The organism is Lihuaxuella thermophila (genome assembly GCF_900110165.1).
GTDB classification, from domain to species: domain Bacteria; phylum Bacillota; class Bacilli; order Thermoactinomycetales; family Thermoactinomycetaceae; genus Lihuaxuella; species Lihuaxuella thermophila.
Genome location: NZ_FOCQ01000008.1, coordinates 13720 through 39520, shown reverse-complemented (window position 1 = coordinate 39520; position 25801 = coordinate 13720). Strand labels below are relative to the sequence as shown.

The following is a 25801-nucleotide window of genomic DNA, read 5'->3' as shown; positions in this document are numbered from 1 at the left end:
TGAAGAAATAACTAGATAACGACATACCTAATCTTATCCGTAAATATCCCATTAAGCAACCGTTAAGAATGGCGGACGATAATCATGATGTCCGGGTCTATCTCATGCGCCATCCCGTCCAGGATCTTCTCCAGGACGAACGTTTTGCGCACAAATTCCTCTTTGGTATCCGCCACAAAAATGGGCGCCCCGCCCGCAACACAATCGCGTTTAGTGGTAATCACCGCCAATATCTTGCCGGTATCCGCTTTGTTTTCCATTCACGCTTGCCCTCTCTTTCCTTCCGTATCTCTCACTGAAAATTGAGACGGCCTGCGTACGGCGCTCTCCAACACCGGGACGAAGTTCACAACCTGAATGGCTCTCCCGACATTTTTTTCTTGGGGAAGAAGAACCAACCCCAGTCTCCCGTCATTCAGATCCCGTTTGGCAATGGGAACCAGCGCCGGCTCCCCTGTGTCGCGGTATACGCCTAAAATGGCGGAAACGTCATGCAGAATCGCCTGTCTTTGCCCGATGTTGCTGATGGTTACGACGGCAGCCGGGCTGTTGGGTTCGATGATCAGGCCGATCCCGTGTTGTAAAATACGCTTCTGATTGTCTTCGAGTCCGATATTCATCAGATAAATATCGTCTACATACAGATTTGGACCTTCAAATGTAAGTTTTCCTTCATAAACGTTGGCTATATCTTTGATCACTTGACCCGACATCAGCAATCCGGCGCCCAGGATCAGTACTCCGCCTACAACCGCTCCCACCCACCAGGTTTTTGTCAGCACCACAGAGAGTGACGTCATAAAAGCGGAGAAGATCACCAAGTAGTTTCTGCTTTCAAACACTTTGGCAATCCCTTCGATATAACTGGCTCCGCGGGGTACCAATTCCATCTCATCCAGCTTGGCCAGCGTTTCTCGCTCCATATTCCGCACATCCCTGAATTGTTGCGCCGCCAGAGCGAGAAACGTAACAGCCGTGTAATCTTTTTTTAAAAGAGCCGGTACGGCCACCGCACCTAATGCGGAAGCGATCATCCCCAACGCCAGATGGCTCAAATATCCGTGCGGATAAGTAGGGTATTGCCGATAATCGATTTCCAACAAACGAAGGCGCGTCAAAAAACCGATGAGGACTCCGATTATCACCGCCGAGTTGTAAACGTGCCAGTCCATCGCCAATCTTCTCCTTGATTTTAGATTGACCCCATTTTTCTCCATTTCCTCAGCCATTCCTGAGCGGCCCGAACCGAATAATGAACCAGAAAAACGGAGGTGATACAGATCCAAACGGTATCTAAATATTCATCATTGCCAATGATCAGCGGTTTCAGCACTTCATGATGAAAAATCAAGATCCAGGCATGTGCGACCAATGCCCCCCCAACCGCAAGAGTGACCCGGTCTCCTAAGTTTTTCGCAAAACAGACAGGAATGAGGACAAGAGAAAGAACGATGACCGCACGAAAGGATAAATCGGACCAATCCGTTTCCACCCGTGAGATCTCATGCCACAAAAACAAACTTGATCCCAAAAATAAACACAGGCTGGCGAAGGATAGGCGCCATTTTTTATGCATCTTCACAGCCAGCGCGACAAACAGCCAGAGAAGTGCGCCAAAACCGGGATCTATTTGAATCAATTGATCCTTGGGCACAGGGGGGAATCCGGATAATACGACCGCTCCCAACAAATAATACAGAATCATTGATCTCGGGATGGCGAGATCATCCGCAACACTTGAAAACCAACCTGTATAAATCAAAATGCTCAGCGCTGCCATGCACAAAACAGCCGGGATTCCGGCACTCATCCGTTGTCACCACCTTTTCCGAGAGATTTTTTCTAGTTTTTCTCAGAGCTTGTGTTTTTAAGCAGAAAAAAACCAGCCAAAGAATGGCTGGTACCAGGATTGATTGGTTGATGAGATCGATTATTTCAGATTGCGCAACTCGGGATAGACATCCCCCAGGGTGACGTTTAACCCGTTTTGATTGTTGTTATCAAACTCTTCCACTTCTTTGCGTGCTTCTTCTTGCTCCACTTCCTTGATGCTGAGGCTGATCCGTTTTTGTTCGGGTTGGATGCTGAGAACTTTTACCTGCACTTCCTGACCCTCTTCCAACACATCAGCCGGTGTGGCAACATGGCGGCGCGCGATTTGCGAAACATGTACCAACCCTTCCACTCCCGGATAGACTTCAACAAACGCACCAAAGGAGACAAGGCGTTTAACCGTTCCTTTCAAGACCTGCCCCGGTTCAATCTGTTTAGCCGCTTGATCCCAGGGACCTTCTTGGGTCTCTTTCAGGCTCAGGCTGATCCGTTCGTTTTCACGGTCTACTTTCAGCACTTTTACTTTAACGTGATCCCCTTCAGTGAGCACTTCGGATGGATGACCGACACGATGCCATGCCAGCTCGGATACATGAACCAACCCGTCTACCCCGCCGATGTCCACAAACGCGCCGAAATCGGTCAGACGCTGAACCGTTCCTTCCAACACTTGACCGGCTTCGAGGGAGGCCAGCGTCTCTTCTTTTTTGCGGTTGGCTTCTTCTTCCAATACCGCTTTGCGCGACAAGATCAATTTATTTTTCTCCGGGTCGATCTCGATTACTTTCAAAGTGAGCTCTTTTCCTTTGTAGTCGGAGAAATCTTCGACGAAATGGAGTTCCACGTGGGAAGCCGGGATGAATCCGCGAACCCCCACATCAACCACCAATCCGCCCTTGACGACATCAGCAACCGTTGCCGTGAGGGTTTCTCCTGTTTCATATTTATGTTGTAATTCTTTCCAGGCCTTTTCAGCGTCGACCGCTTTTTTGGAGACGATCAATTTTTCCTCTTCATCGTTCAAGCGGATTACTTTTACTTCCACCTCGTCGCCGACGCTTAAAACATCAGACACTTGTGCGATGTGCAAGCTGGATAATTCGGAAACAGGCAGAATGGCTTCCGTTTTGTATCCCACATCAACAAGCGCTTGATTGTTTTCTACTTGAACCACTTTTCCTTTCACCACGTCTCCAACCTGGAGTGATGTTGCTTGTACAGACTTCATTTCTTCTGCCATGAACGAAAACCTCCTTAGCACTACAAAACCTTTTTTATTAAGTAAAGATCAAGATGATAAAGGCGGGAAATCCTCACCTTCATGCAAATGATCATTTTACTGATGTTGTTCCATCATTTGCTTAATTTCATCCATCATGCGTTCTGTCAGCGCCTGGGCTGTCTCAGCACCGATTTTCCCTTCCTTATAAGGGGTAAGATCGATCGGTTTACCAAAAATGATGCGGACAGACCGAAACAATCGGTAAGGACCGATGATGGCCGCAGGAACGATGGGGGAATTGGTTTTTAAAGCGATGAGAGCGGCACCTGAATGGGCTTTGCCCAGCGCGCCTGTCTTTGAACGGGTTCCTTCAGGGAAAATCCCCAATACTTTGTTTTCCTTCAAAATCTGAATTGAGGTTTTGAGCGCTTGCCGGTCGCCCGCTCCTCTTTTGACGGGGAATGCACCGAGAATACGAACGATCGGGCCCAAGACCGGAACGCGAAACAACTCCTCTTTTGCCATAAAATGAACTTTTCGTGATACCGCACAACCAACCAGGGGGGGATCCAAATGATTGATGTGATTGGCGCAGATCACCACCGGACCCTCTTTGGGGATATGATGGCGCCCGATCACTTTCCAGCGGTAGAAAGTCGCAAAAATGATGCGAAAAAGCTGACGAATTGTAACATATAACATATCTTACTCCTCACCGCCTAATTTGTTACGGCAATGTTGAAGAATAACCTCAATCACCTCTTGAACCGACTGGTTGGTCGTATCAACAAGGATGGCATCTTCAGCTTGACGCAACGGAGCATAAGCGCGATTCCGATCGTTTTCATCACGGCGGCGGATCTGTTCCTGGAGGGCCTCCAAGTCAGCCGGGATTCCTTTGGCTGTCAACTCTTTGTATCTCCGGCGAGCCCGCTCGTCGATGGACGCCGTCAGAAAAATCTTCACGTCAGCGTTAGGCAACACATGGGTTCCGATATCCCGGCCATCCATGACCACACTTTGGCTCGCGGCGATCTCTTGTTGTTTGTTGACGAGTATTTTCCTCACCTTCGGCATGGTTGCAACAGCCGAAGCCAGTTCGGACACCTGTGGAGTCCTGATTTCGTCCTTTAACGGGATTCCATTGACTCTGATCCCGTTCGGTTCGAGTGTAAATGTAATTGATTCCGCCAAATGAGCAACGGCTTCTTCATCTTCCATGTCTACCCCGTCCCTGAGCGCTTTCCAGGCAAGGGCGCGATACATGGCTCCGGTGTCCACGTACGTGAGACCCAAACGCTCTGCGACCTGCCGTGCTACCGTGCTTTTACCTGCGCCGGCGGGTCCGTCAATAGCTACCAAAAAACGTTTCATTACCTGCCTAATCCTCCCTAGAACGGGATAAAAATTTATCGAGCAGGTCGTACCTGCTCGATCCGGGATGAACTTTATTCGATTTTACTCGACTTCAAAGTACAATCCTCATCGACCTTGCGACCCGTCATCCACTTGACCATCAACCACTATGTATTTGTACATCTTCATTGTCTGCAGGATGGTAAACCACCGTGACCTATAGACTGTGATTGAACTTTAAACCTGTTTAAAGAATAACATAATTCCGTCACAATTGCAATGAAAACAATTTCACGAGCCGGTTGTATTATACCGGCTCATGAACTCCATTCAGACTTGATCTCCGTCTGCTTTTTTTATTTTCTCGACAAACTCTTCATCCCCGTTGTCCGCATTGATAAAGATCCGGTATTGATCCTTGTCCAGTCTTCCCAGGAACTCATAACAAAGCACTTCTTTCCCCTCATCATTATATATCATCGCCAGATTCACGTCTTGGACTTTCAAGCGGGGATTTACCTGCTTTCTTGCCTCCGCTTGGGTCAGTTTGGGATCGCTTTTAACTGCGCTGACTTTGTTGAACACATATTCATCCGCCTGCAATCCCATAATCTGTCCATTGTCCAGCGCCACTTTGACCACCAGAGCTTCCGGATAAATGTAAACTCCGTTCTCCCTGTGAACAAAATCGAATGTGGCGATATTTCCTACCTCGTCATAGGAGATCGGAACCATATTTTTGTAGCCAATCCGGTCAAGGAATCTTTTCGCCTTATCTTGAGCCTGTTCCATGCTCAATTTGCGGTCATTTACCGGGCGATCGTAAATCATCCAGATCAGGTGCCCGCCTTTGGTTGTAAGATCCGCGTATACTTCATGGTTTTGCCTTGTTTGATACCGTACGCTGTAAGTTTGGTAATCATTTTTTCTGTTTAACGTGACCGACATTCCTTTGACGGACGGAAGCCCCAATACCTGAGCGGCCCGGCGTTTCGCTTCCGCTGGCGAAATCTTTTCCCCTTGCAGACGACTCTCCCTCTGCCGCTCGCGAACCGCCATATTATTAATGGTGGGCCCCCAGTCAACCTCAGGGTAATGACTCACCCGCTCATTCACCCTTCTGAACCCGTCAATAATCGTATTATCCATTTTTTTGTCCTCGGTGGCCAGGGCTAGTTCCACATCCATCCACCGTAAATTTTTGTCCAGGGTATCATTTTGCACTTTCCTCAGATCCCCGGTAATCTCTTTGGAACGGGTGTACAGGGTTTGCAGGGTATTCCACTCTTTATCGGTCATGGGCTCTTTATTCAGATCGCGGACACCGACATGATAAGCAAACTGCCCTGTATTAAACAAAAATTTTTCCGCTTTGTCAAAAGGCATCAGCGTCATGGGGAGTTGCCCCAAGTCACTTTGCGCGGCATAAGCCAAACGCCACACATTGGTCATACAAGTGGATAACTGCCTCCGCGAATTCAGGGCAAGCGTTTTGCCAAGCTCATCTTGCAGTTTATCCATATGATCGTTCAGATCATGAAAGGCACGCTGGTATTGGTTTTCCGCCTTAATCAGGATCGAGTTCTTATCCTGGTTTTCCTGATAGCCCCAGGCTGCTGTTACCACCAGAGCAATCAATGTAATTGGAAACAAGATGGCAGCCACCGTTCGATACATGGCCGAACCACTCCTTTAGTAGCAAAAGATATGTTTTCCGATTTTTTTATGTTGGGGGCGTGACCAGATCCATTTGGAAGTGGCGGTCGCCGGGTTGAAATAATAGATACACCCGTTGGTCGGGTCCCAGCCCTTGACCGCATCCATCACCGCTTTTTTAGACGTTTCATTGGGCGTAAGCCAGATTTGTCCGTCTGCCACCGCCGTAAACGCCCCGGGTTGAAAAATGACTCCTGACACGGTATCCGGGAACTTTTCATGTTCAAGGCGGTTCAGAATCACCGCCGCCACCGCTACCTGGCCCACATACGGCTCGCCGCGCGCTTCCCCGTGCACGGCATTGGCCATCAATTGGATATCTTGTTGTGAGATCCCCCCGCTGCTCTTCCCGGCATTGGCAGCGATACTTACAGAAGTATCACTGACCAAAGGCAAGCAAAAACAAAGAAGTAAAATCTGAAAAAGCCAACCCCTTCGTATTTTGTTCACGATCCACTGCCTCCACGCTTCGTGATTCTTCTGATAGTGTGATTCGCGAATGTCATATTTATGCAACAAAAAAGAGAGCAACGAATCCCGATGGCTCTCTAGATTTTTTCGCTTCTGATTTCAAAATCGCTTTCATTATTGCACAAGCAGCGTTTAAAACCGGTTTCCACTTTTCCTTTGCGCATTTTTCCTTTTAAAGTAAAACGCTCTCCGCATTGGTTGCATCGAATGGTTACCATATATCGTCCTTCATTTTTCATCGTTTTCACCGCCATCCAATAAACATCATCGAATGTATTATTGACATTGCCCCGGCAATTCCATACGGCCGATTTTGGGTTCGTTTCTCGCACACAGGTCCAAACCTCCGGGCTTTCAAACTGCGTTGTCACCCATGCCAGCCGGACGGCCGCAATGCTTGAAAGCTGAGTTCCAAGGAATAAACCTCAGTATCCAATCGATTCGGAGGAACTTGACCGCTTCCGAACCGGGCCCTTGAAGTAAGGTGGGTCATCTACTGCCTTTCGAGTATGAATACCAGGGCAGGGGCAAAAATTTAAAGAGACGGTCAAATGAAAAATGGTTAAGCAGTGAGGATTAAAATGGATGCTCTCTTCCCCGGCCGAATTCTTGAACATTGTCGTTTGTCCGGATATAATTTTGCTTGCGCTTTGTTAAAAAGCGAGGGTGGGAGAGGGTCTTACTTGATAAATGAGGAATTAAGTGGTGAATCTCATTGAACGGACTTTTCGTACTGACAGACATCAAACAACGTTAAAACAGGAGTTGTTGGCTGGGATCACCTCCTATTTGACTGTCGTCTATATCATCATCGTCAACGGGGCCATCCTTTCAGACAGTGGAATCCCCTTTGAGGCGGCCGTCATGGCCACCATCGTATCTTCTTGGATCGGCTGCCTGCTGATGGGATTTTGGGCGAATGCTCCCATCGTTCTGGTACCGGGTATGGGGATCAACGCCTTTTTCACTTATACGATGGTGCACGACATGGGTTTTACCTGGCAAGAAGCGCTGGCGGTGGTGGTGGTTTCCGGTTTCCTTTTTACGGCCGCTGCGTTTTCCCGCCTGAGCATCCTGATCACCACCTCCCTGCCTGATTCGCTGAAGAAAGGGATTACGGTCGGAATCGGGCTTTTGATCACCTTTATCGGACTGCAAAAAGGCGGGATCATCGTTTCAGATCCCCGCACTTTTGTCGCTGTCGGCGACCTGCGGCAGCCCGGGGCATGGTTAACGCTCATCACTTTGATGCTGATTCTTTTTTTGTTTGCCAGAAAAATTAGAGGAAGCTTTCTCCTGGGCATTCTGGCTGCCACTCTGGTCGCCAAGGCGTTGAATATGGAACAGGTAAGCCCTTCCGGAACTGAATTTCTTTCACTGAAGCCATTTCTCGCAGTGGCGGGTTCTCTCTCTTTGGCTAAGATCGCCACTTTCCCGTTCTGGACGGCCACCTTTGCGCTCGTGTTGGTGCTCGTGTTCGAAAACATCGGCCTTTTACAAGGATTACTGAAAGACAAATCGAAGTTCCTCCCGGCATTTCAAGCCAGTGCCCTTTCAACCATCAACTCCGGGTTTGCCGGAACGAGCCCTACCGTATGCGCCCTGGAAAGCGCAACAGGGATATCTGCAGGGGGAAAAACCGGGTTGACGGCGATCACCACCGGCTTTCTCCTGTTGCTGTCCGCCTTGCTGATCCCCTTGATCCAATGGATCCCGGACAGCTCGATTGCAGCTGTCCTGATCGTGGTAGGCGGTTTGATGGTCCAGGAAGTGCAGTCGATTCCCTTCTCCGATTTGACCGAAGGGATTCCCGCATTTATCACCTTTACGTTCATACCGTTTACCTACAGCATCCCCACCGGAATTGCGTTTGGATTTATCGCTTACGCCATTCTCAAATTGGTCACGGGTAAAGCAAAAGAAGCACCTTTCGCTTTTTATGCCATCACCTGCATGTTCTGTCTCCAATTGATCCTGCATCCGTGAATGAACCGATCGAAACGGCCGGATTTCCAAACATACGGGAATCCGGTGTTTTTTTAGCGGAAACGACAAAAAGCCCGGCCACGCAGGCTGAGCTTTCCTTCCTTCTCGCTTTATACTTTTACCTTTTCCTTGTTCTTTAGATCTTCGGCAATCACTGCTCCGTGAAAGCGGCCATTTTCGATAAAAATTTTGGTGGCATCATGCCCGGTGGCGACCACACCGGCCAGATATAATCCGGGAACCGTGGTTTCCATCGCGGGAGAACAGACGGGGGAGGCCGTCACGGGATCCATCTTGGCCCCCAATTGCTCAAGCAATTCGAGATTCGGACGGTAACCGGTCATCGCAAATACAGCATCTGCCGGGATCTCCATGACTTTTCCTTCTTTTTCAATGATCACGCTCTTTTGCTTGATTTCCAGCACTTGGCTGCCCCAGTGCATCCCGATCCGCTCTTTTTCAATTGCAGCTTCAATCACCGGTTTTACCCAGGCCTTCACACTGGAATGAAACGATGTTTTGCGATAGACCATGGTTACCCTGGCTCCGGCCTGATATAAATCAAGTGCCGCATCGATGGCTGAATTGCGCCCTCCGATGACTACCACATCCAGATCCGCATATGGATGTCCGTCATGGTAATAGTGTCGGACATGAGGCAAATTCTCTCCCGGTATATTCATCATGTGCGGATTGTCATAATAGCCGGTGGCCAATACGACATACCGGGTCAAATAAGTATGTTCACCATCAGCGCTTTGGGTGACGACACGAAAGCCGTCCGGCAAACGCTCCAGCCGGGTGACGCGTTCATAGGTATGAACATCCAATTGATGGATTTTTACAACAGTACGAAAATATTTTAAGGCTTCTTGTCGGGTCGGCTTCTCATGGATGGTAATAAACGGCACTCCTCCGATTTCCAATTTGTCAGGAGTGCTGAAAAATTGCATGGATAAAGGATAATGGTAAATGGAGTTGACCAGACATCCCTTTTCGATGATCAGCGGCCGGAATCCCTGGTATTTCAGTTCAATGGCCGCCGAGATTCCGCAGGGACCGGCCCCGATGACGATCACATCTTTCATCTTCTTCATCTCCTGATACAAAAGAAAAACACCCTGGATCAGGTGTTTTTCTTATAGGGATCATTCTTATTATACTATACCCAACCACGAAAACGAGATGCTTCAGCCATCTTTCTTACACCCACCATGTAAGCGGCCAGACGCATATCCACACGGCGCGACTCCGCCGTTTTGTACACATTTTCGAAGGCGCGTACCATGATATTCTCGAGCTTCTGCTCCACTTCTTCCTCGGACCAGTAATAACCCTGGTTGTTTTGTACCCATTCAAAGTAGGAAACGGTAACTCCGCCGGCGCTGGCCAGAACATCCGGTACGAGCAAAATGCCCCGCTCATGGAGAATGCGCGTAGCCTCCAGGGTCGTCGGTCCGTTTGCCGCTTCCACAACGATGTCTGCTTTGATGCGATCCGCGTTCTTGGCTGTGATCTGATTCTCAACCGCGGCCGGAACCAGAATATCGCAATCCAGTTCCAATAGCTCCTGGTTGGTAATCGTGTCCGTAAACAGTTTGGTTACAGTGCCAAAAGAGTCGCGGCGGTCGAGCAGATAATCGATATCCAAGCCATCGGGATCGTGCAGTGCTCCATACGCATCGGAAATACCAATGACCTTCGCTCCGGCATCATGCAAGAATTTGGCCAGGAAGCTGCCTGCATTGCCGAATCCCTGGATAACGACGCGCGTTCCTTCCAGGGACATGCCTCTTTTCTTCGCTGCCTCCCGAATCATGATGGTGACACCTTTCGCCGTCGCCGTTTCCCGGCCGCGCGATCCTCCGAGGACGAGCGGTTTGCCCGTGATGAATCCCGGTGAATCAAATTCGCGAATCCGGCTGTATTCATCCATCATCCACGCCATGATTTGAGAGTTGGTGAAGACATCGGGAGCAGGGATATCTTTGGTTGGTCCGACGATCTGGCTGATCGCCCTCACATAGCCCCTGGACAAACGCTCCAATTCCCGGAAGGACATATTGCGCGGATCGCAGACGATGCCGCCTTTTCCTCCGCCATACGGAAGATCTACAATCCCCGCTTTCAGACTCATCCAAATTGATAACGCTTTCACCTCTGATTCTGTAACGTCAGGGTGAAAACGCACTCCGCCTTTGGTGGGACCTACCGCATCATTGTGCTGTGCCCGGTATCCGGTAAATACTTTTACTGATCCGTCATCCATGCGAACGGGAATACGAACCGTCAACACCCGTAGAGGCTCTTTTAACAATTCGTATACAGACTCGGGATAGCCCAATTTATCTAATGCTCTTTTTATCACTGTTTGGGTTGAAACCAGGACATCCAGATTTTCCTGTTCTTCTGGTTGCTGACCCGTTGCCACTGATTGTTGTTCCATCCTGACCACCTCAAAAAAGTTACTCGTGCAACTTTCATTTTTGAGTCCTAAAACACCTAACAGTATACAACATAAACCTGCCAAAAGAGAACTGCTTCACATCAATCTTTTTTAAAAACCTTAAAATCGTTGTATAATGACTTTACACAAAAGCTTTTATCCCAGAGAAAGGAATCTGCCTGTTATGGTCAGCAACATATTGTATATCTTTGCGCATCCTGATGATGAAACTTTTGCCTGCGGAGGAACGATCGCCCATTTTGCCAGCACCGGAAAAACCCGGCAGGTCTTATACTGTGCCACCCACGGGGAAGCGGGCAAAACCGGTGGGATCTGCGCCCCCGAAGAGTTGGGAAACGTTCGTGTTCTGGAATTGAAACAAGCGGCCCGCATCTTGGGACTCGATCATCTCATCATCCGGAACTACGGAGACGGAAAGCTACATAAACAGCCTGCCGAAGGTTTGGTTCAAGATCTTCGGGACGTCATGGAACAGGAAAAGCCCGATCTCATTATCACCTTCCCGCCGTCTGGTATATCAGGTCACAAGGATCACAAAATGATTCAACAAGCAGCCTTGGAAGCCGTGAAGAAAACCTCATTCTCTACCAAACTTTACTATATTGTGATCCCGGAATCAATCGTTCATTTTTCGGGCCGCTCCGTTCACACGACACCGGATGAATATGTATCCATGAAAATAGATGTTTCCGCTTTTAAGGAAAAAATCGCCAAAGCATTGGCGGCACATCAAACCCAACATCTTTCCGTGGAAAGAGTTTTCCCCGGCGTGCTGAACGGAAATACCGATCAGTTGCGGACACATGAATATTATCAACTAGTTATACAGAGATAATTTTTTTTATACAAACGGAAACGTCAAAAAACGCGCCTTGAGAGGCGCGCTTTATTTATCTCATCCAAAATATTTTACTATTTGGTTGATCGCATTTTCGGACCAAACGGTTTTTCCGTATTCTTGCAGATACGTGGCAGTCATGGTGGAAGCCTCACCATACTCAGACAAAACAGCGATTAATGCTTCCAGGCGATCTGTTTCCAAATCGTCGCCAAACAGCAGGAAGTAGGCGTTTTTATATGCGTAAACCTGCCCGCCTTTTTTAACAAGAGGCTTCATGCGCGTCGCGGCCTGAATCAGATCCTCCAAGTCGGTGAAGCGGAAGATGATGTCATCCGTTTCTTCCATGGTGACTTCCAACTCGTATACATCCTCTTCAGGTTCAAACTCCTCAAGCTCTGACTTTGGAGCCCGACCACGGGTTACGACGACTACCATCCCTTGTGCGGGTAGAGCGAATACCTCGACCGCGACAGGTCCAGCAACTTCAAAGCCCAGTTCCTGATATGCATGTTCCATCATATCATTAAACAGTTCATGCACTTTGGGGATATCCCGCCACATATCTTCTTTTTCAATCCCGCGATCCAACAGATCATCCAAGGTTAAGAAGAAGCGGATTTTATCCCCGCCTATACGCTCGACACGCATGGCTTACCCTCCCTCGCTGGAGACCTACCATTAATAATGTATGTGATGCGAGATCATCGCGTTACGTGGTCTAGTCTCCATTTTTCTTTTTCTATCCTTATGATACATGAATTAATGGGGATTTGCATCAAAGGAAATGAAAAGAAACCCCTGATCCCGGGGGTAAGCGGAAAGAAACCGGCAAGCGACATTTAGGCATTGAAACCCTGCTCCAGCGGCTCATCTTTCATCCGTGGTCAAGCGATCAGAAAAAGTGTTGGCTTGTTTCTGTTTGGCTTTCCACTTCCTCAGTTCCCTCCCTGCAAAAACGACAAATACGGCCGCTGCATGCCAAGGTAACAGGAGAAAGCAGCCAATTTGAATCGCGGTAAACGCTCCAATCCAGCCGGCGATCTTCCATTTTCTTCTTTTTCCTTTACATGAAGCAGATAGTTCCCAAAAAGAGGATATCAGCTTTCTCAGCCAACGGGCGGATATAGACACGGACAAGAGAAGGCAAACAAACGATAAGAGATAATCCGCACTGAGATAAGTCCAGATCCGGCCGCTGAACCGAAGCAAAGCTTCCTCAGGAAAGGAGACAACAGACACGAACGCCAAAAAAAGGGAAGCGAAAAAACCGATCAAGGGTGAACCTTTCATCGCTCGACACCACTCACCAAGATTCCGTCATTTTTCATCGGCGAACCGGAGATACAGCCCCATCAGGAAATCAACGGTCCAGTGGGCAGCTACCGCTGGAACCAGGGTGCCCGACCACTCCACAAGCCAGCCGAACAGAAAACTGATCAGCGTCAGAAACAGGACCAATACCCATTGACGGAGATAACGGGTATCTACAAGAACAAACAAGAGAGTCGTCCACCCGATTCCCAGCCAATGCTGAACCGCTCCGCGAAAAAACATCTCCTCCGCCACTGCCGCCACAGCAGCAATGAAAAAGATATGAACCGGAGAGCGCCGCCCCAACAAAAGACGGTTGATGCCCCCGTCATCCAGCCATTTTTCCGGCACGATGCGAATCAAAACCAGTTCTAAGAAGACGATTCCCAATCCTGCAACTGCTCCCCATATCCACATATGTATGTTAGTGACGCCAAAGTATCCCCAGTTTAACTTCCCTTGCCACCACAACAGGGGGAGTGCGATTACCAGGAGAGACAACTGGGTAATATAAAAGCTGACAATCACTTGCTTTTCCGTGATCGGTTGCGGGTTCGGGGTGGTTTCTTCATCGGTTCGAGTCAAAGGAAGGCCCCCTCCTTTCTTTCACTCACTGTTTACTCCTTGCATTTCTAAACAATTCGTTCTACAATGAGGGTTGGAAGTGGACTTAGCTCTCTATGGATTAAACACGGGAGGAGATTTGGACTAATGCGCACTTGGGTTGATAAAGACACTTGCATTGCATGCGGAGCATGCGGAGCTACAGCTCCTGACGTTTATGACTACGATGAAGACGGAATCGCTTATGTAATTCTTGATGATAACACCGGAACGGCTGACGTGCCGGAAGAATTATGGGATGACGTGCGCGACGCCCAAGAAGGCTGCCCGACGGACTCCATCAAAGTGGAAGAGTAATCATTGTTGGAAAGCTGCTCAGATCGCTCTGGGTGGCTTTTTCTGTATTTGAACCTTCGTTTGATTATACCATTCGTAAAAGGTGGTTCCCTCACATGTGGAAAAAGGCCATTGCCGGCTTTCTGTACGTATTTGCCGTATTTTATACGGTTGTGGAACTTTTCTTGGAAGAAGGGTTCTTTAACTTTTTTGTGCCTGTATCTGCCGTGATCATCGCCAGCATGTTGCTGAAACAAAACCAAAAAGACAGGAACATGGACAAATAACCGCAGAGACCATCACGACAGATCTTGTTCATCCAGATACAGGCTGACTTCGGCCAAACCGCCATCCACGTTGACCACATCCTGAAATCCATGGTGAAGCAAATAATTGGCCACATGGAGACTTCGAACCCCGTGGGCGCAAATGAGATAAATTTTTTTGCCGGGATCCAGCTCACCCAGGCGTGCCGGAATCGTATTCATGGGAATGAGCTTGCTTCTCTCCAAGTGGTAGACGGCCCATTCTTCCGGTTCCCGCACGTCGATGATTGTGACTTTTTGTTCGTCAAATTCCCTGTTCTTGTATTTCAGCGCAAATTCTGCGGCAGAGATGTGGTATCGATCTTCATTCTGTGCCATTTCACGGTTCTCCTCATTTTTTTCTTTCATTGTAACACAGCCCACTTTCCATTTGCGTCTTTTAAAAAAACTGTCTACAATGGGTTTGGGATGATTCGGCCGAAGAAGCATGATGCCGCATCGCCCTTTCGTACATAGCGTAAAAGGAGGAACAGACATGTCCAAAGAGCTGATTGTCGATGCTTTTATTGAGATCCCGACCGGAAGTCAGAACAAATACGAATTTGACAAAGAAAAAGGCGTGTTCCGTCTGGACCGCGTTCTCTATTCCCCGATGCATTATCCGACCGAGTATGGTTACCTGGAAGGAACCCTTGCCGAAGACGGAGACCCGCTGGACATTTTGGTTCTGAGCACTTTCCCGACCTTCCCGGGTTGCGTGATCAGCAGCCGCGTCATTGGCGTTCTGCTCATGTCGGATGACAAAGGCCAAGACGAAAAGTTGCTGGCCGTCCCGGTGGATGACCCCCGCTTCAACGAAGTAAAAAGCCTGGATGATGTAGCACCGCATGTGCTAAAAGAAATCGAGCACTTCTTCCAAGTGTATAAAGATCTTGAGAACAAAAAAACCACCATTGAAGGCTGGAAAAACGCCGAATTTGCCGGCAAATTGTACGAAGAATGCGTGAAACGCTATCAAGAAAACAAGTGAGCGGAAATCAAGCCTCTTCCTGTATTACGGGACAGAGGCTTTTTCCTATTTTGATACGGGCCTCCCGATCCCGGCTGGCGAGCGTATAGGAAGAATCAAAACATCAAAAAGTAAAGAAGGGACAAGGAGGGATTTCCATGCATGAAACGAATAACCGCAGCCTTGAACAAAAGAAAAAAGAAGCCGAATCGCGTGATCTGCAAGTCGCGGACAGAAATGTTGAAAACAAACCGGGCTACGGAAACAAAAAATTAGAAGGCCCCGACCGGCCTTCCACCTGAAACGTCAAACAATTGTGCTTGCCTACGCTTCGCGGCTTAAGAGACCCAATTGCCGCGATAATTCATAATGAAGCGTTTGTGTTTGTCCGCTAAACCTGATTAAAATCTTTCTGCCTGGCGCAACCCCCTGCAAGGGAGTTACCTGAATGACAGTCCCTTGCCCAAACTTGACGTGAACCAATCTCATTCCCGGTGAAACTTCTTCTTTGGCAAAACGCAATTGCGGCTGGGCAGCCTTCGGTTTATGCAAAACGGGGCTTTTCGCCGCAGGTGCTTCCCGCGCGACAGCTATTTCCGATTTCGCCGAACCCATTTCACCGTCATAACCGATTTCCTTTACAAACGGGGACGCCCCTACCCGTTTTCCCTGTCTCTTTTTACTGACCGAAAGATAAAGCTCACTTCTGGCGCGGGTGATTCCGACATAAAATAAGCGCCTTTCCTCCTCCCAAGCCGCCTGTTTCCGGTTGTCCGGCACCTGCAGGCTGCGCCGGTGAGGAAGAACCATCGCATGTAGACCGATCAAAAAGACACGATCAAATTCCAAGCCTTTCGATTTGTGAAAAGTCATCAGTTTTACCCTGGGAGACTGTGCAGGATGGCGCACCCATTCGATGACTTTTTCGGCATGCTCCACCAGGGCTTGTCCATCCGATGCATGACGTGCAGCCATCACAAGCTCATCAGCCGGTTCAAACAAGGACGCAGGGTCGTTTCCTGTTTCCTTCGCAAAGGCTTCCAGGTAACGGTCGTATCCGATTGTCTCGCGTATGTAACGAACGGCTTCGCTTGCGCTAAACTTACGTATCCGGGGAACGTGCGTGCGCAATTCATTTAAATAACGCACCTGATATGCTTCCAGCCCCGGCAATTCCGGCAGAACTTCAAGCAGAGTCCGATCCCCTTTTCGAGCTGTGTTCCAGGCGGCATCGATCCATTCATCCCCGAACAGATAGCGTTTCGGCTTATTGACGATTCGGATCAGTGAATCCAAATCGTTCGGGTGATAGGATAATCGGATATAAGCCAGAATGTCTTGAACCTGCCAGCGCTGGTAAAAGGAGTGTTCCCCTGCGGAGACGAAAAAAGGGATCCCTTTCCGCACCAAAGCGTCAATGAGCGCCCGTGCCTGGGTTGAAGTTCGATACAAAACGGCCGTTTCCATCCCGTCCTTCAGTGCTTCCAGAATTTGTTCCGCCTCATCCTCTTCATCATCCGGCTCCAGCCAGAACGGTTCAGGGCCTTTCGTGCCGGTTCCCGCCCGCGGTTTGGGCTGGCGGGATCGGTTGTTCCGGATCAGTCTTTCCCCCAGCCGGATAATCTCATCCGTAGAACGGTAATTGACGGACAGTACGATTCGCGTCAGTGAGGGGAAATGTTTCGCGAGTTCCAGCATAAAAGCGGGATCGCTTCCGCGGAAGCCGTAAATCGACTGGTCATCATCCCCGACTACAAACAGTCTTTGATGTTTGCCTGTCAATTTCAGCAAAATTTCATACTGAACCCGGTTGATATCCTGAAACTCGTCGACCAGTACATGCTGATAACGTTCCTGCCATTTAGCGAGTGTTTCAGGAACCCTGGTACGCTGATAAAGAGCGACCAAAATATCGTCATAATCCCAACATCCGAGTTGTTCCTTTTTCGCTTCATAAGCCCGGTACACATCCCGGAACAGGACATTCTTCTCCTTTTGCACCTTCATCCGTGCGGGAAAAATGAGATTTCCTTTGCAGAGGCCGATCTGGTTGAGAAAGGAAGCAACGGTTTCATCATCGGTGGGCTGATCCCGTTCCGCCAGCAGGCGACGCACAAGCTCCGTTTGTTCCGCTGCCTGAAGCAGCAGTGGAATTTGTGCTCCGTCTTCCCTCAGCATGGAAAGGAAGAGGGAATGAAAAGTGCCGATCGACAATTCCCCCACCTTCTCCGGCATAATTTGTTGTAGCCGTTCTTTCATCTCTTTGGCAGCCGCGCGGGTAAAGGTCACGACCATCAATTGCCGGGCAGGAATCCCCCGTTCCAGCAAATAGAGAACGCGACGCGTCAACACCGTGGTCTTTCCGCTTCCCGGACCGGCAAACACGACTGTCGGCCCATCGGGAGCGGTTACGGCTCTTCGTTGCTCTTCATTGAGCCCGTTGAGTAACAATTGGATCGAATCAACCTGCAGCATCCCTTCCTCCTTTCCGCCGATTTGTTCGTCCTTTCCCCAATATTCCTATGTTAACATACTACATTCCCACTCGAACAAGAACAATTTCCGAAAGTTTTTCTTATTGACAGGTGGATTGTTCCGTGTTAGAGTATTTATCAAATTTCAGAAGTATAAAAACGATGACGGAGCCAAACATCTTATGTTGAACTCACAGAGAGCCGATGGTTGCTGCGAATCGGCAGTTCACGGATGTGGAGCACTCCGGAGTGGCCGGCTGAAATTGAGTAGGTTGGCACGGTTGAACCGTTATCCACGGGGTCCTTTTTTCCGGACCCGCTAAGGTTGTTGGCGCGAGCCAACAGCGAATGAGGGTGGCACCACGAACCTTTCGTCCCTCACACCTGCCCGTGCTAGGTGTGTGGACGTGAGGTTCTTTTTTATTTTCCATCAGACAGGAGGTCAAGCACCATGTCATTTTCTGAAAAGTTTCATCTGCGAATTCCCGGACCCACTCCGATTCCGCCACGCATCCAGCAAGCGATGGCCCAGCCGATGATCGGCCACCGCAGCGGAGATGCGTCCAGGCTTTTGCGGGAATGCAGTGAAGGCCTCAAAGCCATCTTCGGCACAAAACAACAGCCGCTCATCCTCTCCAACAGCGGAACAGGCGCTTTGGAAGCCGCTGTCGTCAACACGGTCAGACCCGGGGAAGAGGCCATCGTAGTCGTTACCGGTGCTTTCGGTGACCGCTTCGCCAAAATCGTTGAACGCTACGGCCTGACTTGCCACCGTTTGGACATCCCGTGGGGACAAGCTTGTGACCCTGAAACGTTAGGTTCTTTTATCAAAGAACATTCACGGGCAAAAGCTGTTTTTATGACCTATTGCGAAACCTCCACCGGCGTGCTCAATCCGATTGACCAGCTGGCGAAAGTGGTCCGTGAACATTCCGATGCCCTGGTGATTGTGGATGCGGTCAGCTGCCTGGGAGCGGTCGCCAGTCAGATGGATGACTGGGGGATCGATGTGATGGTGACCGGCTCGCAAAAAGCGATGATGCTGCCGCCGGGACTCGCATTTGTCGCCGTCAGCCAACGGGCCTGGTCGGCCGTGGAGAAAAATGAAGCCCCGCGTTTTTATCTCGATCTGCTCGCTTATCGCAACAATCTGGAAAAGGAGACAACGCCCTATACTCCTGCTGTTTCCTTGTTGTTCGGCCTGAAAGAGGCATTGCACATGCTGCAGGAAGAAGGGCTGGAAAACGTGATCAAGCGGCATGAACGGTTGAAACAGATGACCCGTGCCGGGGTGCGTGCACTCGGGCTGGAACTGATGACCTCCGAGCAGGACGCTTCGCCGACCGTCACCTCGATTCACGGCGGAAAGGACCAATGGAGCTCCGAAGACTTGCGCAAAGCCCTGCGCGAACTTCAAATCGTCGTAGCCGGAGGCCAGCAGCATCTCAAGGGTAAAATTTTCCGCATCGGCCACATGGGCTATTGCGATGCGCTGGATATTTTCACAACCCTGTCGGGCCTGGAAATAGCCCTGCAAAAAATCGGCGTTCCCGCTCCGTTGGGGGCCGGGGTGAAAGCTGCACAGGAGGTATACATGAACCATGTATAAAGTTCTCATCACCGACCCGCTCAGCGATCAAGGAATTGAAAAGTTATTGCAAGCGGAAGATGTCCAAGTTGTGCGAAAAACCGGACTCTCCCCGGATGAATTGCAATTGGAAATTGAAACGGCAGACGCGCTCATGGTTCGCAGCCAGACCCGGGTGACGGCGGAGCTGATCGAAAAGGCCCGCCGCCTGAAGGTGATCGCGCGTGCCGGGGTGGGCGTGGACAACATCGATGTTCCCGCAGCGACCCGCAAAGGAATTGTGGTGGTAAACGCCCCGGATGGAAACACCATCTCCACTGCCGAGCATACCTTTGCCATGCTGATCTCTTTATCCCGCAACATCCCCCAGGCCTATCGCTCCCTGCTCGCCGGAGAATGGAGAAGAAAAGATTTTGTCGGGGTGGAACTGAACAAAAAGACGCTCAGCATCATCGGATTGGGGAGAATTGGGGCGGAACTGGCCAAACGGGCCAAAGCTTTCCGCATGAACGTGGTCGCCTATGACCCGTATCTGTCGGATGAACGGGCGGAAAAGCTGGGCGTAAAAAAGGCCTCTTTTGAAGAAGCGGTCGCTGCCGGGGACTATATCTCCGTGCACACCCCGCTGACCAAAGAAACCCGCCATCTGATCAACCGGGACACATTTGCCTTGATGAAAGACGGTGTCCGCATCCTCAACTGCGCCCGTGGCGGAATCATCGATGAAGAAGCATTATATGAAGCCATCCAATCCGGCAAAGTGGCCGGAGCCGCCCTCGATGTTTTTGAGCAGGAGCCGCCGGGAGATCATCCCCTGCTCACCCTGCCCCAGGTGATCGCCACTCCCCATCTGGGCGCTTCCACGGTAGAGGCCCAGGAAAACGTAGCGATTGATGTATCGGAGGAAGTCCTCCACATCCTGCGCGGCGAACCGTTTAAAAATGCGGTCAATCTGCCTTCCATTCCGGCGGAATTGCAGCAAAAATTGCAGCCTTATCAGGAGCTTGCCGAAAAACTGGGCCAGTTCGTCGCGCAAATTACCAAAGGGGCCCCGAAAAATATCACCGTCACCTATGCGGGTGAAGTGACCAAACTGGATATCTCCCCGTTAACCCGAACGATTTTGAAAGGCGCCCTTTCCCATCACCTGTCGGATGTCAACTATGTGAACGCTCCTCATCTCGCCCAACAACGCGGGGTGCAAATGCTCGAGCAGAAAGCGAGCAACAGCCACGGTTTCACGCAACTGATCAAGGTAGAGGTGGAAACCAATCAAGAAACCCGAAGCGCGACGGGAACCCTTTTAAACGGATTGGGGACCCGGATCATCAAAATTGATGAGTACCCCGTCGATGTCACCCCGGAAGGCCATTTATTGTTTATTCAGCATCTCGACCAGCCGGGAGCGATCGGCCGGGTCGGAACGATTCTCGGCAACCAGGGGGTCAACATCGCAACCATGCAGGTCGGGCGTCAAACCATCGGCGGCCAGGCGATCATGGTCCTTCGCATCGACAAACCGGTTACCCAGGAAGTGATTGATACATTGAAACAGATGAATGAAATTCAATCGGTAACCGAGATCGACCTGTAGACGAATGGAACCCTCTCGCCGGATCCATCCCTTTGTGCTAAACTGATGGCAAACCTGCATCCTGCACTTGACGAGGGAAGTACCTAAAATAAGGAAGCGGGGGCATGCTCCCTGCTTCTTTTCCGTTTCACATAAGGAGGCAATCAGCATGACCGCACTGAAAGGAAAAGTGGCCATCGTCACCGGGGCCAGCAAAGGATTGGGACAAGCCATCGCCCGCCGTCTCGCCAAGGGAGGCGCGAATGTGGTTGCCAGCGCACGAAGTACGGACAAATTGGAAGCCCTGGCGCAAGAAGCTCCCGACCGCATCTTGGCTTTTCCCTGTGACGTCACAAAAAGCACACAAGTCCAAGCCTTGATTCAATTTGCCCTCCAGCGTTTCGGACGCATCGACATCCTTGTCAACAACGCCGGGCTCGGCCATTTCGCCCCGATTGACGAACTAAGCGAAGAGCAGTGGGACGAAATGATGAATGTGAACTTGAAGGGAGCCTTCTTGGCATGCAAATACGCCATTCCCCACCTCAAAGCCACGGAAGGCCACATCGTCAATATCTCCAGTGTGGCCGGAACGGAGGCTTTCCCGAACGGTGGCGGATACTGCGCGTCAAAATTCGGTCTGATGGCACTCTCGGATACCCTGACACTGGAGCTGAAACCCTACCACGTGAAAGTTTCCACCCTCTGTCCGGGCTCGATCAAGACCGAATTCCATCATCCCAAAGCATACGCCATGGAAGCCGAACAGGTGGCTGAAACGGTTTGGACCATGGTTTCCGCACCGAAAGGCGTGATCTATAATCAGGTCATCATGCGGCCGTTGGTCCCCAAAAACTTGCTGAAAAAAAGCTGATTCGATGTGAATCAGCTTTTTTTGTCAACCCCCACGTCCCGCCGAACCAATGGAACACCCTTGCTCCTCTGATCCTTGTTTTTCCCGTCCATTCGGGCATTGATCACCGGCGAACAGCAGCAAAATATTCCTCAAGGGTAATCCCTTTCTCGGTGATCTCCCTGGCCATTTCCTTGCCAACATAGCGAAAGTGCCAGGGTTCATAAGCATATCCGGTAATCTTTTCCTTGCCTTGCGGATAACGGAGGATGAAGCCGAACTCAGCGGCATGCTGTTGGAGCCACTTGCCTTCTTTCGTTTGGCCGAATGTTGGGATCAGCGAAAAACGGACGCTCTTACTGGAAATATCGATGGCCAGTCCGGTTTGATGCTCGCTTTGTCCGGGACGGGCATTGTAATGAGAAGTATGTTCGGTTCCTTTCACCTTGCTGTTATGATTGTAAAGCATTTTTTGTCTCGCATACGACCGGTAGCCGGAAACGGCATACAATTGAATATTCTCCCGTTTGGCTGCCTGGAACATTTGCTCCAGTGCATCGGCAGCCGCTTTTCGCAGATATTTTTTCTCGTCTTTTCCCTGAAATGAGAAAGGGACATTGGGTTGCACCAAGTCGCGGGGAACATAATGGGCGGGCAAATTTCTGTTTTTGTTGACCACTACGGTCGTGTCGGTGGCATTGGTGACAACGGCCTGCCCGTTGCGTTGATGGACTACCGTATCCTCCAGGGGAACGATGACTTTTAATTTCAACATTGCTTTCATCCCCCGGTACCTCGACGTAATGACGGCGGTATCACCGGTTTTGGCATTTTTGCTTACCTGGAGCCGGCCGTTTTGATCCATGCTCACAATCCGGGGATCACTAATATGGATGGTCATTTGTGCTTGATCCGGTTTCACTTTTTTCTCATCCGGGGCAAAGGAGGAGATGGGCAAGGGATATGTATCCCCGGGAGCCAAAATCACTTCTTCCTCAAGCGGCACTTTCCTTTGCAATTCCTTCTGTGAGGGTTGTTTTTGCTGCTTCACTTGTTTGGAAGCCAACAGGCTGCCGCTGCATCCGGATAAAAGAACGACGATGCCCAGAATCGCCGCGGTCACTCGTTTAGCCATTTGCTTTGTCGCGTGTTCAACCATTTGCTGGCCCCCAGTTCTCCATCTTGTTTATCACGATCAACTGCCGGCTCGTCATCCATCTTCTCTATAACAATACACGAACCGGGAAATAAATCAAACCTTCAGCTTTCTTAAACAACACCGGAAAGAAGGACCCTGCGTCAATCAAAACTTGCGATAACAACAGAAAGTCTGACATGTTGGTGCCAGACTCCCTGTTCTGTTGCCTGTTTATTTTTTTTCCCCATCAACACGGATGGGCAATTGAATGATAAATACCGTTCCCTTGCCCAGTTCACTCTTGACGGAAGCTTCTCCGCCATGGGCGTGAACCAGATGTTTGACAATCGACAGGCCCAGTCCCGTTCCGCCCGACTGCCCTCTGGTCCGGGCCTTATCGGCCTTATAAAAGCGCTCAAAAATGAATGGCAGATCTTCTTCAGGAATTCCCGACCCCGTGTCCTCCACTTCCAAGTACATTTGATCCTCTTCCTGGTAAACACGGACGCGGACCGAACCCCCGGAAGGAGTATGGCGAAGTGCATTGTCGATGAGATTGGTCAAGACTTGCTCAATCTTATCCTCATCCCAGTACACTTCCGGCAGATCCCCGGCCAGATCTTCAGATAAATGGATTTGCTGTTCACGGGCCAGTGCCAGAAATTTTCTGATCACACGATGAATGAATTCGGGGAGAGAAATCCGCGATGGTTCAACCGTGATGTGCCCTGCCTCCATCCGGGCCAGGTCGAGGAGTTCCCGCACCAGCCTGCTCATGCGCTGCGACTCTTCGTTGATGACCTGGGCGATTTCCCGGCGTTCTTCCGGCGTTTCGGCAATATCATCCATGAGGGCCTCGCTGTAACCCTGCAACATGGCCAGCGGCGTGCGAAGCTCATGCGAGACATTGGCCACAAAATCTTTTCGCATCTTGTCCAGACGGCGCTCTTCCGTCACATCGCGCATCACGGCCACGGCACCGCGCACCTGGTCACCGCTGTAAAGGGGAGCCATCACCACGGCCCAGGTTCTGCCTTGCTCCGTAATATCCCGGGTATGCTCTTGATTCTCTTCGACGACCATCTGAAAAAAATCTTTCAGAGGAGGTGGCAGAAGATTTCCATCCTGATGTTCATCCTGCGAACGGTTTCTTTTGCACAATTCCAGGAAGCGGTCTGCCGGCGGGTTGGTAAGTATCACCTTTCCGTATTTGTTCACGGTAATCACCCCGTCAGACATGCTGCGCAGGATGCTGGACAATTGTTCTTTTTCCTGGGACAGCTGATGAATGGAGTCTTCCAGTTGTCCGGCCATCCGGTTAAATGTCATAGCCAGATCGGCAATCTCGTCTCGCTCGTGAAAACGGACGGGAACCCGGATGGAAAAATGCCCGCGGGCCATTTTTTCGGCCGCTTTTTTCATTTGGATGAGCGGTTGCGTAATCCTCGTCGATAAAAAGAAAGCGAAAACCGTGGTCAGCACGATGCCGATTAAAGCCGAATAAAAGATCCACTGTTTAAGATGGTCGCTGATCTGGTCATGCGTTTGATATAACAGGATGGCTCCCTGGATTTTGCCTGCTTGAAGGTACGGCACAGCGACCAGCAAAATGTCATTCTTCAAAAAGGGCAGGTAATCGTTGGCCTCACTCAGACGCACCCGCTCCCGTTTATACACTTTCTCTCCGCGCAACACGGTCTCGAACTCTTTTTGTCCCAGGACTTCCTTCCAGGGAACCTGCGAGACTACGGGTTTGCCGTCACTGGAGAGGATGGAGCCGTTTCGGTCGAGTACGATCATATACGTATGAAACATTTCGGATATTTTTCTTACCTGATGCAGATAATCACTGTAGTCCGGCCCCGTCTGATTTAATGCGGTCTGGATTTCATCGGCCAAGCGGATTAAACTGGTTCTCTGATCCTGAACGTAGGTTTTTTCCACTTGCTGATTCAAAAACAAGCTCAGGAATACGAGCACCAGCGAGACGAGAATGATGATCGTAATCCAAAGCTTTCCGACGACGCTCCTTAAAATCACTCTTTCGGCACCTCGAGCTTATAGCCGACTCCCCAAACCGTCGTAATCATCGCAGCCGCTTGGGGTGAGGCGCGGTTCAGCTTTTCGCGCAGCCGTTTGACATGGGTATCCACGGTTCTCAAGTCACCGAAAAACTCGTAATGCCAGACATCCCGGAGCAGCGTTTCGCGGGTGAATACTTTGTCCGGAGATTTGGCCAGATAGTACAGGAGTTCATACTCTTTGGGTGTCAACTGAATGGTCTTGCCGCCTGCTTTTACTTCGTGGGCATCATGGTCAATGGTCAGGTCGGGGAAAACGATCACATTATGCGTCTCCATATCCGTGGTCAGGAAAGCGGTTGCCGAAGCTCGGCGCAGAACGGCTTTCACACGGTGGACAAGCTCACGCGGGCTGAACGGTTTGACGACATAATCATCCGTCCCCGCCTCGAAGCCTTCCACGCGGTTGGCTTCCTCCCCGCGGGCGGTCAGCATGATGATCGGGGTGGCTTTTTTCTTGCGGATCTCAGCGCACACATCGAGCCCGTCCATTCCGGGGAGCATCAAATCCAGCAAAATGAGATCATAATCTTTTTCAAACGCTTTTTTGAGCGCTTCTTCTCCATCTTCCGCTTCCTCGATCACATAACCTTCCCGTTCCAGATACATCCGGAGCAAACGCCGGATGCGATCTTCATCGTCCACTACTAAAATCGTGTATTGCTTATCCATTATTCTTCACCTCGACCGGAACAACCGATTTACTTTATTCTAGC

At 50.1% G+C, this 25801-nt stretch carries 27 protein-coding genes, 1 pseudogene and 1 other annotated feature; of the genes and pseudogenes, 9 read left to right on the top strand and 19 right to left on the bottom strand.

Features of this window, described 5'->3' with window-relative positions:
* Positions 1-62: 62 nt before the first annotated feature.
* The 9 genes and pseudogenes from BMW55_RS10235 to BMW55_RS10195 form a co-directional block, all read right to left on the bottom strand.
* On the bottom strand, positions 63-260 hold the full coding sequence (locus tag BMW55_RS10235; RefSeq protein ID WP_089968393.1) for a capping complex subunit for YIEGIA: 198 nt from the start codon (positions 258-260) through the stop codon (positions 63-65).
* On the bottom strand, positions 261-1172 hold the full coding sequence (locus BMW55_RS10230; protein WP_089968390.1) for a YIEGIA family protein: 912 nt from the start codon (positions 1170-1172) through the stop codon (positions 261-263). It lies immediately after the preceding gene.
* A gap of 20 nt (positions 1173-1192) precedes the next feature.
* Positions 1193-1810, bottom strand: coding sequence for a hypothetical protein (locus tag BMW55_RS10225; protein WP_089968387.1), 618 nt, complete (start codon positions 1808-1810; stop codon positions 1193-1195).
* Positions 1811-1930: 120 nt separating this feature from the next.
* Positions 1931-3073: a 30S ribosomal protein S1 gene (gene rpsA, locus BMW55_RS10220; protein ID WP_089968384.1), complete on the bottom strand. Its 1143-nt coding sequence runs from the start codon at positions 3071-3073 to the stop codon at positions 1931-1933.
* Positions 3074-3169: 96 nt separating this feature from the next.
* A complete protein-coding gene (locus tag BMW55_RS10215) occupies positions 3170-3757 on the bottom strand; it encodes a lysophospholipid acyltransferase family protein (RefSeq protein ID WP_089968381.1) in 588 nt (195 codons plus the stop codon).
* A 3-nt stretch (positions 3758-3760) separates the two neighbouring features.
* Positions 3761-4429, bottom strand: a complete 669-nt coding sequence (cmk, locus tag BMW55_RS10210) for a (d)CMP kinase (protein ID WP_089968374.1) — start codon at positions 4427-4429, stop codon at positions 3761-3763.
* A 312-nt stretch (positions 4430-4741) separates the two neighbouring features.
* Entirely contained in the window at positions 4742-6088 is a 1347-nt protein-coding gene (gene ypeB / locus BMW55_RS10205) for a germination protein YpeB (RefSeq protein ID WP_089968371.1), read from the bottom strand.
* Between the two features lie 15 nt (positions 6089-6103).
* Positions 6104-6463: pseudogene (locus BMW55_RS10200) on the bottom strand (cell wall hydrolase); the annotation flags it as partial.
* A 212-nt stretch (positions 6464-6675) separates the two neighbouring features.
* Positions 6676-6930, bottom strand: a complete 255-nt coding sequence (locus BMW55_RS10195; RefSeq protein WP_089968369.1) for a hypothetical protein — start codon at positions 6928-6930, stop codon at positions 6676-6678.
* A gap of 370 nt (positions 6931-7300) precedes the next feature.
* Here BMW55_RS10195 and BMW55_RS10190 point away from each other — a divergent pair, with 370 nt between their 5' ends.
* Complete coding sequence (locus tag BMW55_RS10190; RefSeq protein WP_089968366.1) at positions 7301-8584, top strand: NCS2 family permease; 1284 nt, start codon at positions 7301-7303, stop codon at positions 8582-8584.
* A 110-nt stretch (positions 8585-8694) separates the two neighbouring features.
* Here BMW55_RS10190 and BMW55_RS10185 read toward each other — a convergent pair whose 3' ends face one another.
* On the bottom strand, positions 8695-9672 hold the full coding sequence (locus tag BMW55_RS10185) for a YpdA family putative bacillithiol disulfide reductase (RefSeq protein WP_170839864.1): 978 nt from the start codon (positions 9670-9672) through the stop codon (positions 8695-8697).
* A 74-nt stretch (positions 9673-9746) separates the two neighbouring features.
* Complete coding sequence (locus BMW55_RS10180; RefSeq protein ID WP_089968363.1) at positions 9747-11030, bottom strand: Glu/Leu/Phe/Val family dehydrogenase; 1284 nt, start codon at positions 11028-11030, stop codon at positions 9747-9749.
* Between the two features lie 184 nt (positions 11031-11214).
* On the opposite strand from BMW55_RS10180, the gene BMW55_RS10175 reads away from it, so the two are divergent.
* Positions 11215-11886: a PIG-L deacetylase family protein gene (locus BMW55_RS10175; protein WP_170839863.1), complete on the top strand. Its 672-nt coding sequence runs from the start codon at positions 11215-11217 to the stop codon at positions 11884-11886.
* A 60-nt stretch (positions 11887-11946) separates the two neighbouring features.
* Here the strand turns inward: BMW55_RS10175 and BMW55_RS10170 are convergent, their stop codons facing one another.
* The 3 genes from BMW55_RS10170 to BMW55_RS10160 all read right to left on the bottom strand — a co-directional run bounded on the left by BMW55_RS10170 (position 11947) and on the right by BMW55_RS10160 (position 13788).
* A complete protein-coding gene (locus tag BMW55_RS10170; RefSeq protein ID WP_089968357.1) occupies positions 11947-12540 on the bottom strand; it encodes a genetic competence negative regulator in 594 nt (197 codons plus the stop codon).
* A gap of 219 nt (positions 12541-12759) precedes the next feature.
* Positions 12760-13182 carry a hypothetical protein gene (locus BMW55_RS10165; RefSeq protein WP_089968354.1) on the bottom strand — a complete coding sequence of 141 codons (423 nt, stop codon included), beginning with the start codon at positions 13180-13182 and terminating at the stop codon, positions 12760-12762.
* Between the two features lie 27 nt (positions 13183-13209).
* Entirely contained in the window at positions 13210-13788 is a 579-nt protein-coding gene (locus BMW55_RS10160) for a CPBP family intramembrane glutamic endopeptidase (protein ID WP_089968351.1), read from the bottom strand.
* A 126-nt stretch (positions 13789-13914) separates the two neighbouring features.
* Here BMW55_RS10160 and BMW55_RS10155 point away from each other — a divergent pair, with 126 nt between their 5' ends.
* Together BMW55_RS10155 and BMW55_RS19385 are read left to right on the top strand one after the other, a co-directional pair.
* The gene (locus BMW55_RS10155) at positions 13915-14124 is read left to right on the top strand and encodes a ferredoxin (protein ID WP_089968348.1); all 210 of its coding nucleotides are present in this window, start codon (positions 13915-13917) and stop codon (positions 14122-14124) included.
* A gap of 95 nt (positions 14125-14219) precedes the next feature.
* Positions 14220-14390 carry a hypothetical protein gene (locus BMW55_RS19385; RefSeq protein WP_170839862.1) on the top strand — a complete coding sequence of 57 codons (171 nt, stop codon included), beginning with the start codon at positions 14220-14222 and terminating at the stop codon, positions 14388-14390.
* A 12-nt stretch (positions 14391-14402) separates the two neighbouring features.
* Here the strand turns inward: BMW55_RS19385 and BMW55_RS10150 are convergent, their stop codons facing one another.
* Positions 14403-14747, bottom strand: coding sequence for a rhodanese-like domain-containing protein (locus BMW55_RS10150; RefSeq protein WP_089968974.1), 345 nt, complete (start codon positions 14745-14747; stop codon positions 14403-14405).
* 157 nt (positions 14748-14904) lie between these two features.
* Between BMW55_RS10150 and BMW55_RS10145 the strand changes: the two genes are divergently transcribed.
* Positions 14905-15399 (top strand): inorganic diphosphatase, encoded by a 495-nt coding sequence (locus BMW55_RS10145; protein WP_089968345.1) that lies wholly within the window; start codon positions 14905-14907, stop codon positions 15397-15399.
* 137 nt (positions 15400-15536) lie between these two features.
* Positions 15537-15680, top strand: coding sequence for a hypothetical protein (locus BMW55_RS19380; RefSeq protein WP_170839859.1), 144 nt, complete (start codon positions 15537-15539; stop codon positions 15678-15680).
* Positions 15681-15702: 22 nt separating this feature from the next.
* On the opposite strand, the gene BMW55_RS10140 is transcribed toward BMW55_RS19380, so the two are convergent.
* Entirely contained in the window at positions 15703-17853 is a 2151-nt protein-coding gene (locus BMW55_RS10140; RefSeq protein ID WP_089968342.1) for an ATP-dependent helicase, read from the bottom strand.
* Positions 17854-18005: 152 nt separating this feature from the next.
* Positions 18006-18234 (top strand) — a binding site (T-box leader).
* Between the two features lie 69 nt (positions 18235-18303).
* Here BMW55_RS10140 and BMW55_RS10135 point away from each other — a divergent pair.
* From BMW55_RS10135 to BMW55_RS10125, 3 genes are all read left to right on the top strand, one after another.
* A complete protein-coding gene (locus tag BMW55_RS10135) occupies positions 18304-19461 on the top strand; it encodes a pyridoxal-phosphate-dependent aminotransferase family protein (RefSeq protein WP_089968339.1) in 1158 nt (385 codons plus the stop codon).
* The gene (gene serA / locus BMW55_RS10130; RefSeq protein WP_089968336.1) at positions 19454-21034 is read left to right on the top strand and encodes a phosphoglycerate dehydrogenase; all 1581 of its coding nucleotides are present in this window, start codon (positions 19454-19456) and stop codon (positions 21032-21034) included. The genes BMW55_RS10135 and serA overlap by 8 nt, the downstream gene beginning before the upstream one ends.
* Positions 21035-21182: 148 nt before the next feature.
* Positions 21183-21887, top strand: coding sequence for an SDR family oxidoreductase (locus BMW55_RS10125; RefSeq protein WP_089968333.1), 705 nt, complete (start codon positions 21183-21185; stop codon positions 21885-21887).
* A 103-nt stretch (positions 21888-21990) separates the two neighbouring features.
* On the opposite strand, the gene BMW55_RS10120 is transcribed toward BMW55_RS10125, so the two are convergent.
* The 3 genes from BMW55_RS10120 to BMW55_RS10110 form a co-directional block, all read right to left on the bottom strand.
* Positions 21991-23025 carry a M15 family metallopeptidase gene (locus BMW55_RS10120; protein WP_244527532.1) on the bottom strand — a complete coding sequence of 345 codons (1035 nt, stop codon included), beginning with the start codon at positions 23023-23025 and terminating at the stop codon, positions 21991-21993.
* Between the two features lie 210 nt (positions 23026-23235).
* Positions 23236-25044: an ATP-binding protein gene (locus BMW55_RS10115; RefSeq protein ID WP_089968330.1), complete on the bottom strand. Its 1809-nt coding sequence runs from the start codon at positions 25042-25044 to the stop codon at positions 23236-23238.
* The gene (locus BMW55_RS10110) at positions 25041-25757 is read right to left on the bottom strand and encodes a response regulator transcription factor (RefSeq protein ID WP_089968327.1); all 717 of its coding nucleotides are present in this window, start codon (positions 25755-25757) and stop codon (positions 25041-25043) included. Before BMW55_RS10110 ends, BMW55_RS10115 begins: the two co-directional genes overlap by 4 nt.
* Positions 25758-25801 lie beyond the last annotated feature (44 nt).

Excerpts from the sequence above, each read along its gene's own strand:
- serA (WP_089968336.1), top strand. The coding sequence starts at position 19,454 with ATGTATAAAGTTCTCATCACCGACCCGCTCAGCGATCAAGGAATTGAA.
- BMW55_RS10145 (WP_089968345.1), top strand. The coding sequence starts at position 14,905 with ATGTCCAAAGAGCTGATTGTCGATGCTTTTATTGAGATCCCGACCGGA.
- BMW55_RS10150 (WP_089968974.1), bottom strand. The coding sequence starts at position 14,747 with ATGGCACAGAATGAAGATCGATACCACATCTCTGCCGCAGAATTTGCG.
- BMW55_RS10185 (WP_170839864.1), bottom strand. The coding sequence starts at position 9,672 with ATGAAAGATGTGATCGTCATCGGGGCCGGTCCCTGCGGAATCTCGGCG.
- BMW55_RS10180 (WP_089968363.1), bottom strand. The coding sequence starts at position 11,030 with ATGGAACAACAATCAGTGGCAACGGGTCAGCAACCAGAAGAACAGGAA.
- BMW55_RS19380 (WP_170839859.1), top strand. The coding sequence starts at position 15,537 with ATGCATGAAACGAATAACCGCAGCCTTGAACAAAAGAAAAAAGAAGCC.
- cmk (WP_089968374.1), bottom strand. The coding sequence starts at position 4,429 with ATGAAACGTTTTTTGGTAGCTATTGACGGACCCGCCGGCGCAGGTAAA.
- BMW55_RS10140 (WP_089968342.1), bottom strand. The coding sequence starts at position 17,853 with ATGCTGCAGGTTGATTCGATCCAATTGTTACTCAACGGGCTCAATGAA.
- BMW55_RS10155 (WP_089968348.1), top strand. The coding sequence starts at position 13,915 with ATGCGCACTTGGGTTGATAAAGACACTTGCATTGCATGCGGAGCATGC.
- BMW55_RS19385 (WP_170839862.1), top strand. The coding sequence starts at position 14,220 with ATGTGGAAAAAGGCCATTGCCGGCTTTCTGTACGTATTTGCCGTATTT.
- BMW55_RS10225 (WP_089968387.1), bottom strand. The coding sequence starts at position 1,810 with ATGAGTGCCGGAATCCCGGCTGTTTTGTGCATGGCAGCGCTGAGCATT.
- BMW55_RS10230 (WP_089968390.1), bottom strand. The coding sequence starts at position 1,172 with ATGGACTGGCACGTTTACAACTCGGCGGTGATAATCGGAGTCCTCATC.
- rpsA (WP_089968384.1), bottom strand. The coding sequence starts at position 3,073 with ATGGCAGAAGAAATGAAGTCTGTACAAGCAACATCACTCCAGGTTGGA.
- BMW55_RS10215 (WP_089968381.1), bottom strand. The coding sequence starts at position 3,757 with ATGTTATATGTTACAATTCGTCAGCTTTTTCGCATCATTTTTGCGACT.
- BMW55_RS10120 (WP_244527532.1), bottom strand. The coding sequence starts at position 23,025 with ATGGTTGAACACGCGACAAAGCAAATGGCTAAACGAGTGACCGCGGCG.
- BMW55_RS10235 (WP_089968393.1), bottom strand. The coding sequence starts at position 260 with ATGGAAAACAAAGCGGATACCGGCAAGATATTGGCGGTGATTACCACT.
- BMW55_RS10170 (WP_089968357.1), bottom strand. The coding sequence starts at position 12,540 with ATGCGTGTCGAGCGTATAGGCGGGGATAAAATCCGCTTCTTCTTAACC.
- BMW55_RS10175 (WP_170839863.1), top strand. The coding sequence starts at position 11,215 with ATGGTCAGCAACATATTGTATATCTTTGCGCATCCTGATGATGAAACT.
- BMW55_RS10165 (WP_089968354.1), bottom strand. The coding sequence starts at position 13,182 with ATGAAAGGTTCACCCTTGATCGGTTTTTTCGCTTCCCTTTTTTTGGCG.
- BMW55_RS10135 (WP_089968339.1), top strand. The coding sequence starts at position 18,304 with ATGTCATTTTCTGAAAAGTTTCATCTGCGAATTCCCGGACCCACTCCG.
- ypeB (WP_089968371.1), bottom strand. The coding sequence starts at position 6,088 with ATGTATCGAACGGTGGCTGCCATCTTGTTTCCAATTACATTGATTGCT.
- BMW55_RS10110 (WP_089968327.1), bottom strand. The coding sequence starts at position 25,757 with ATGGATAAGCAATACACGATTTTAGTAGTGGACGATGAAGATCGCATC.
- BMW55_RS10125 (WP_089968333.1), top strand. The coding sequence starts at position 21,183 with ATGACCGCACTGAAAGGAAAAGTGGCCATCGTCACCGGGGCCAGCAAA.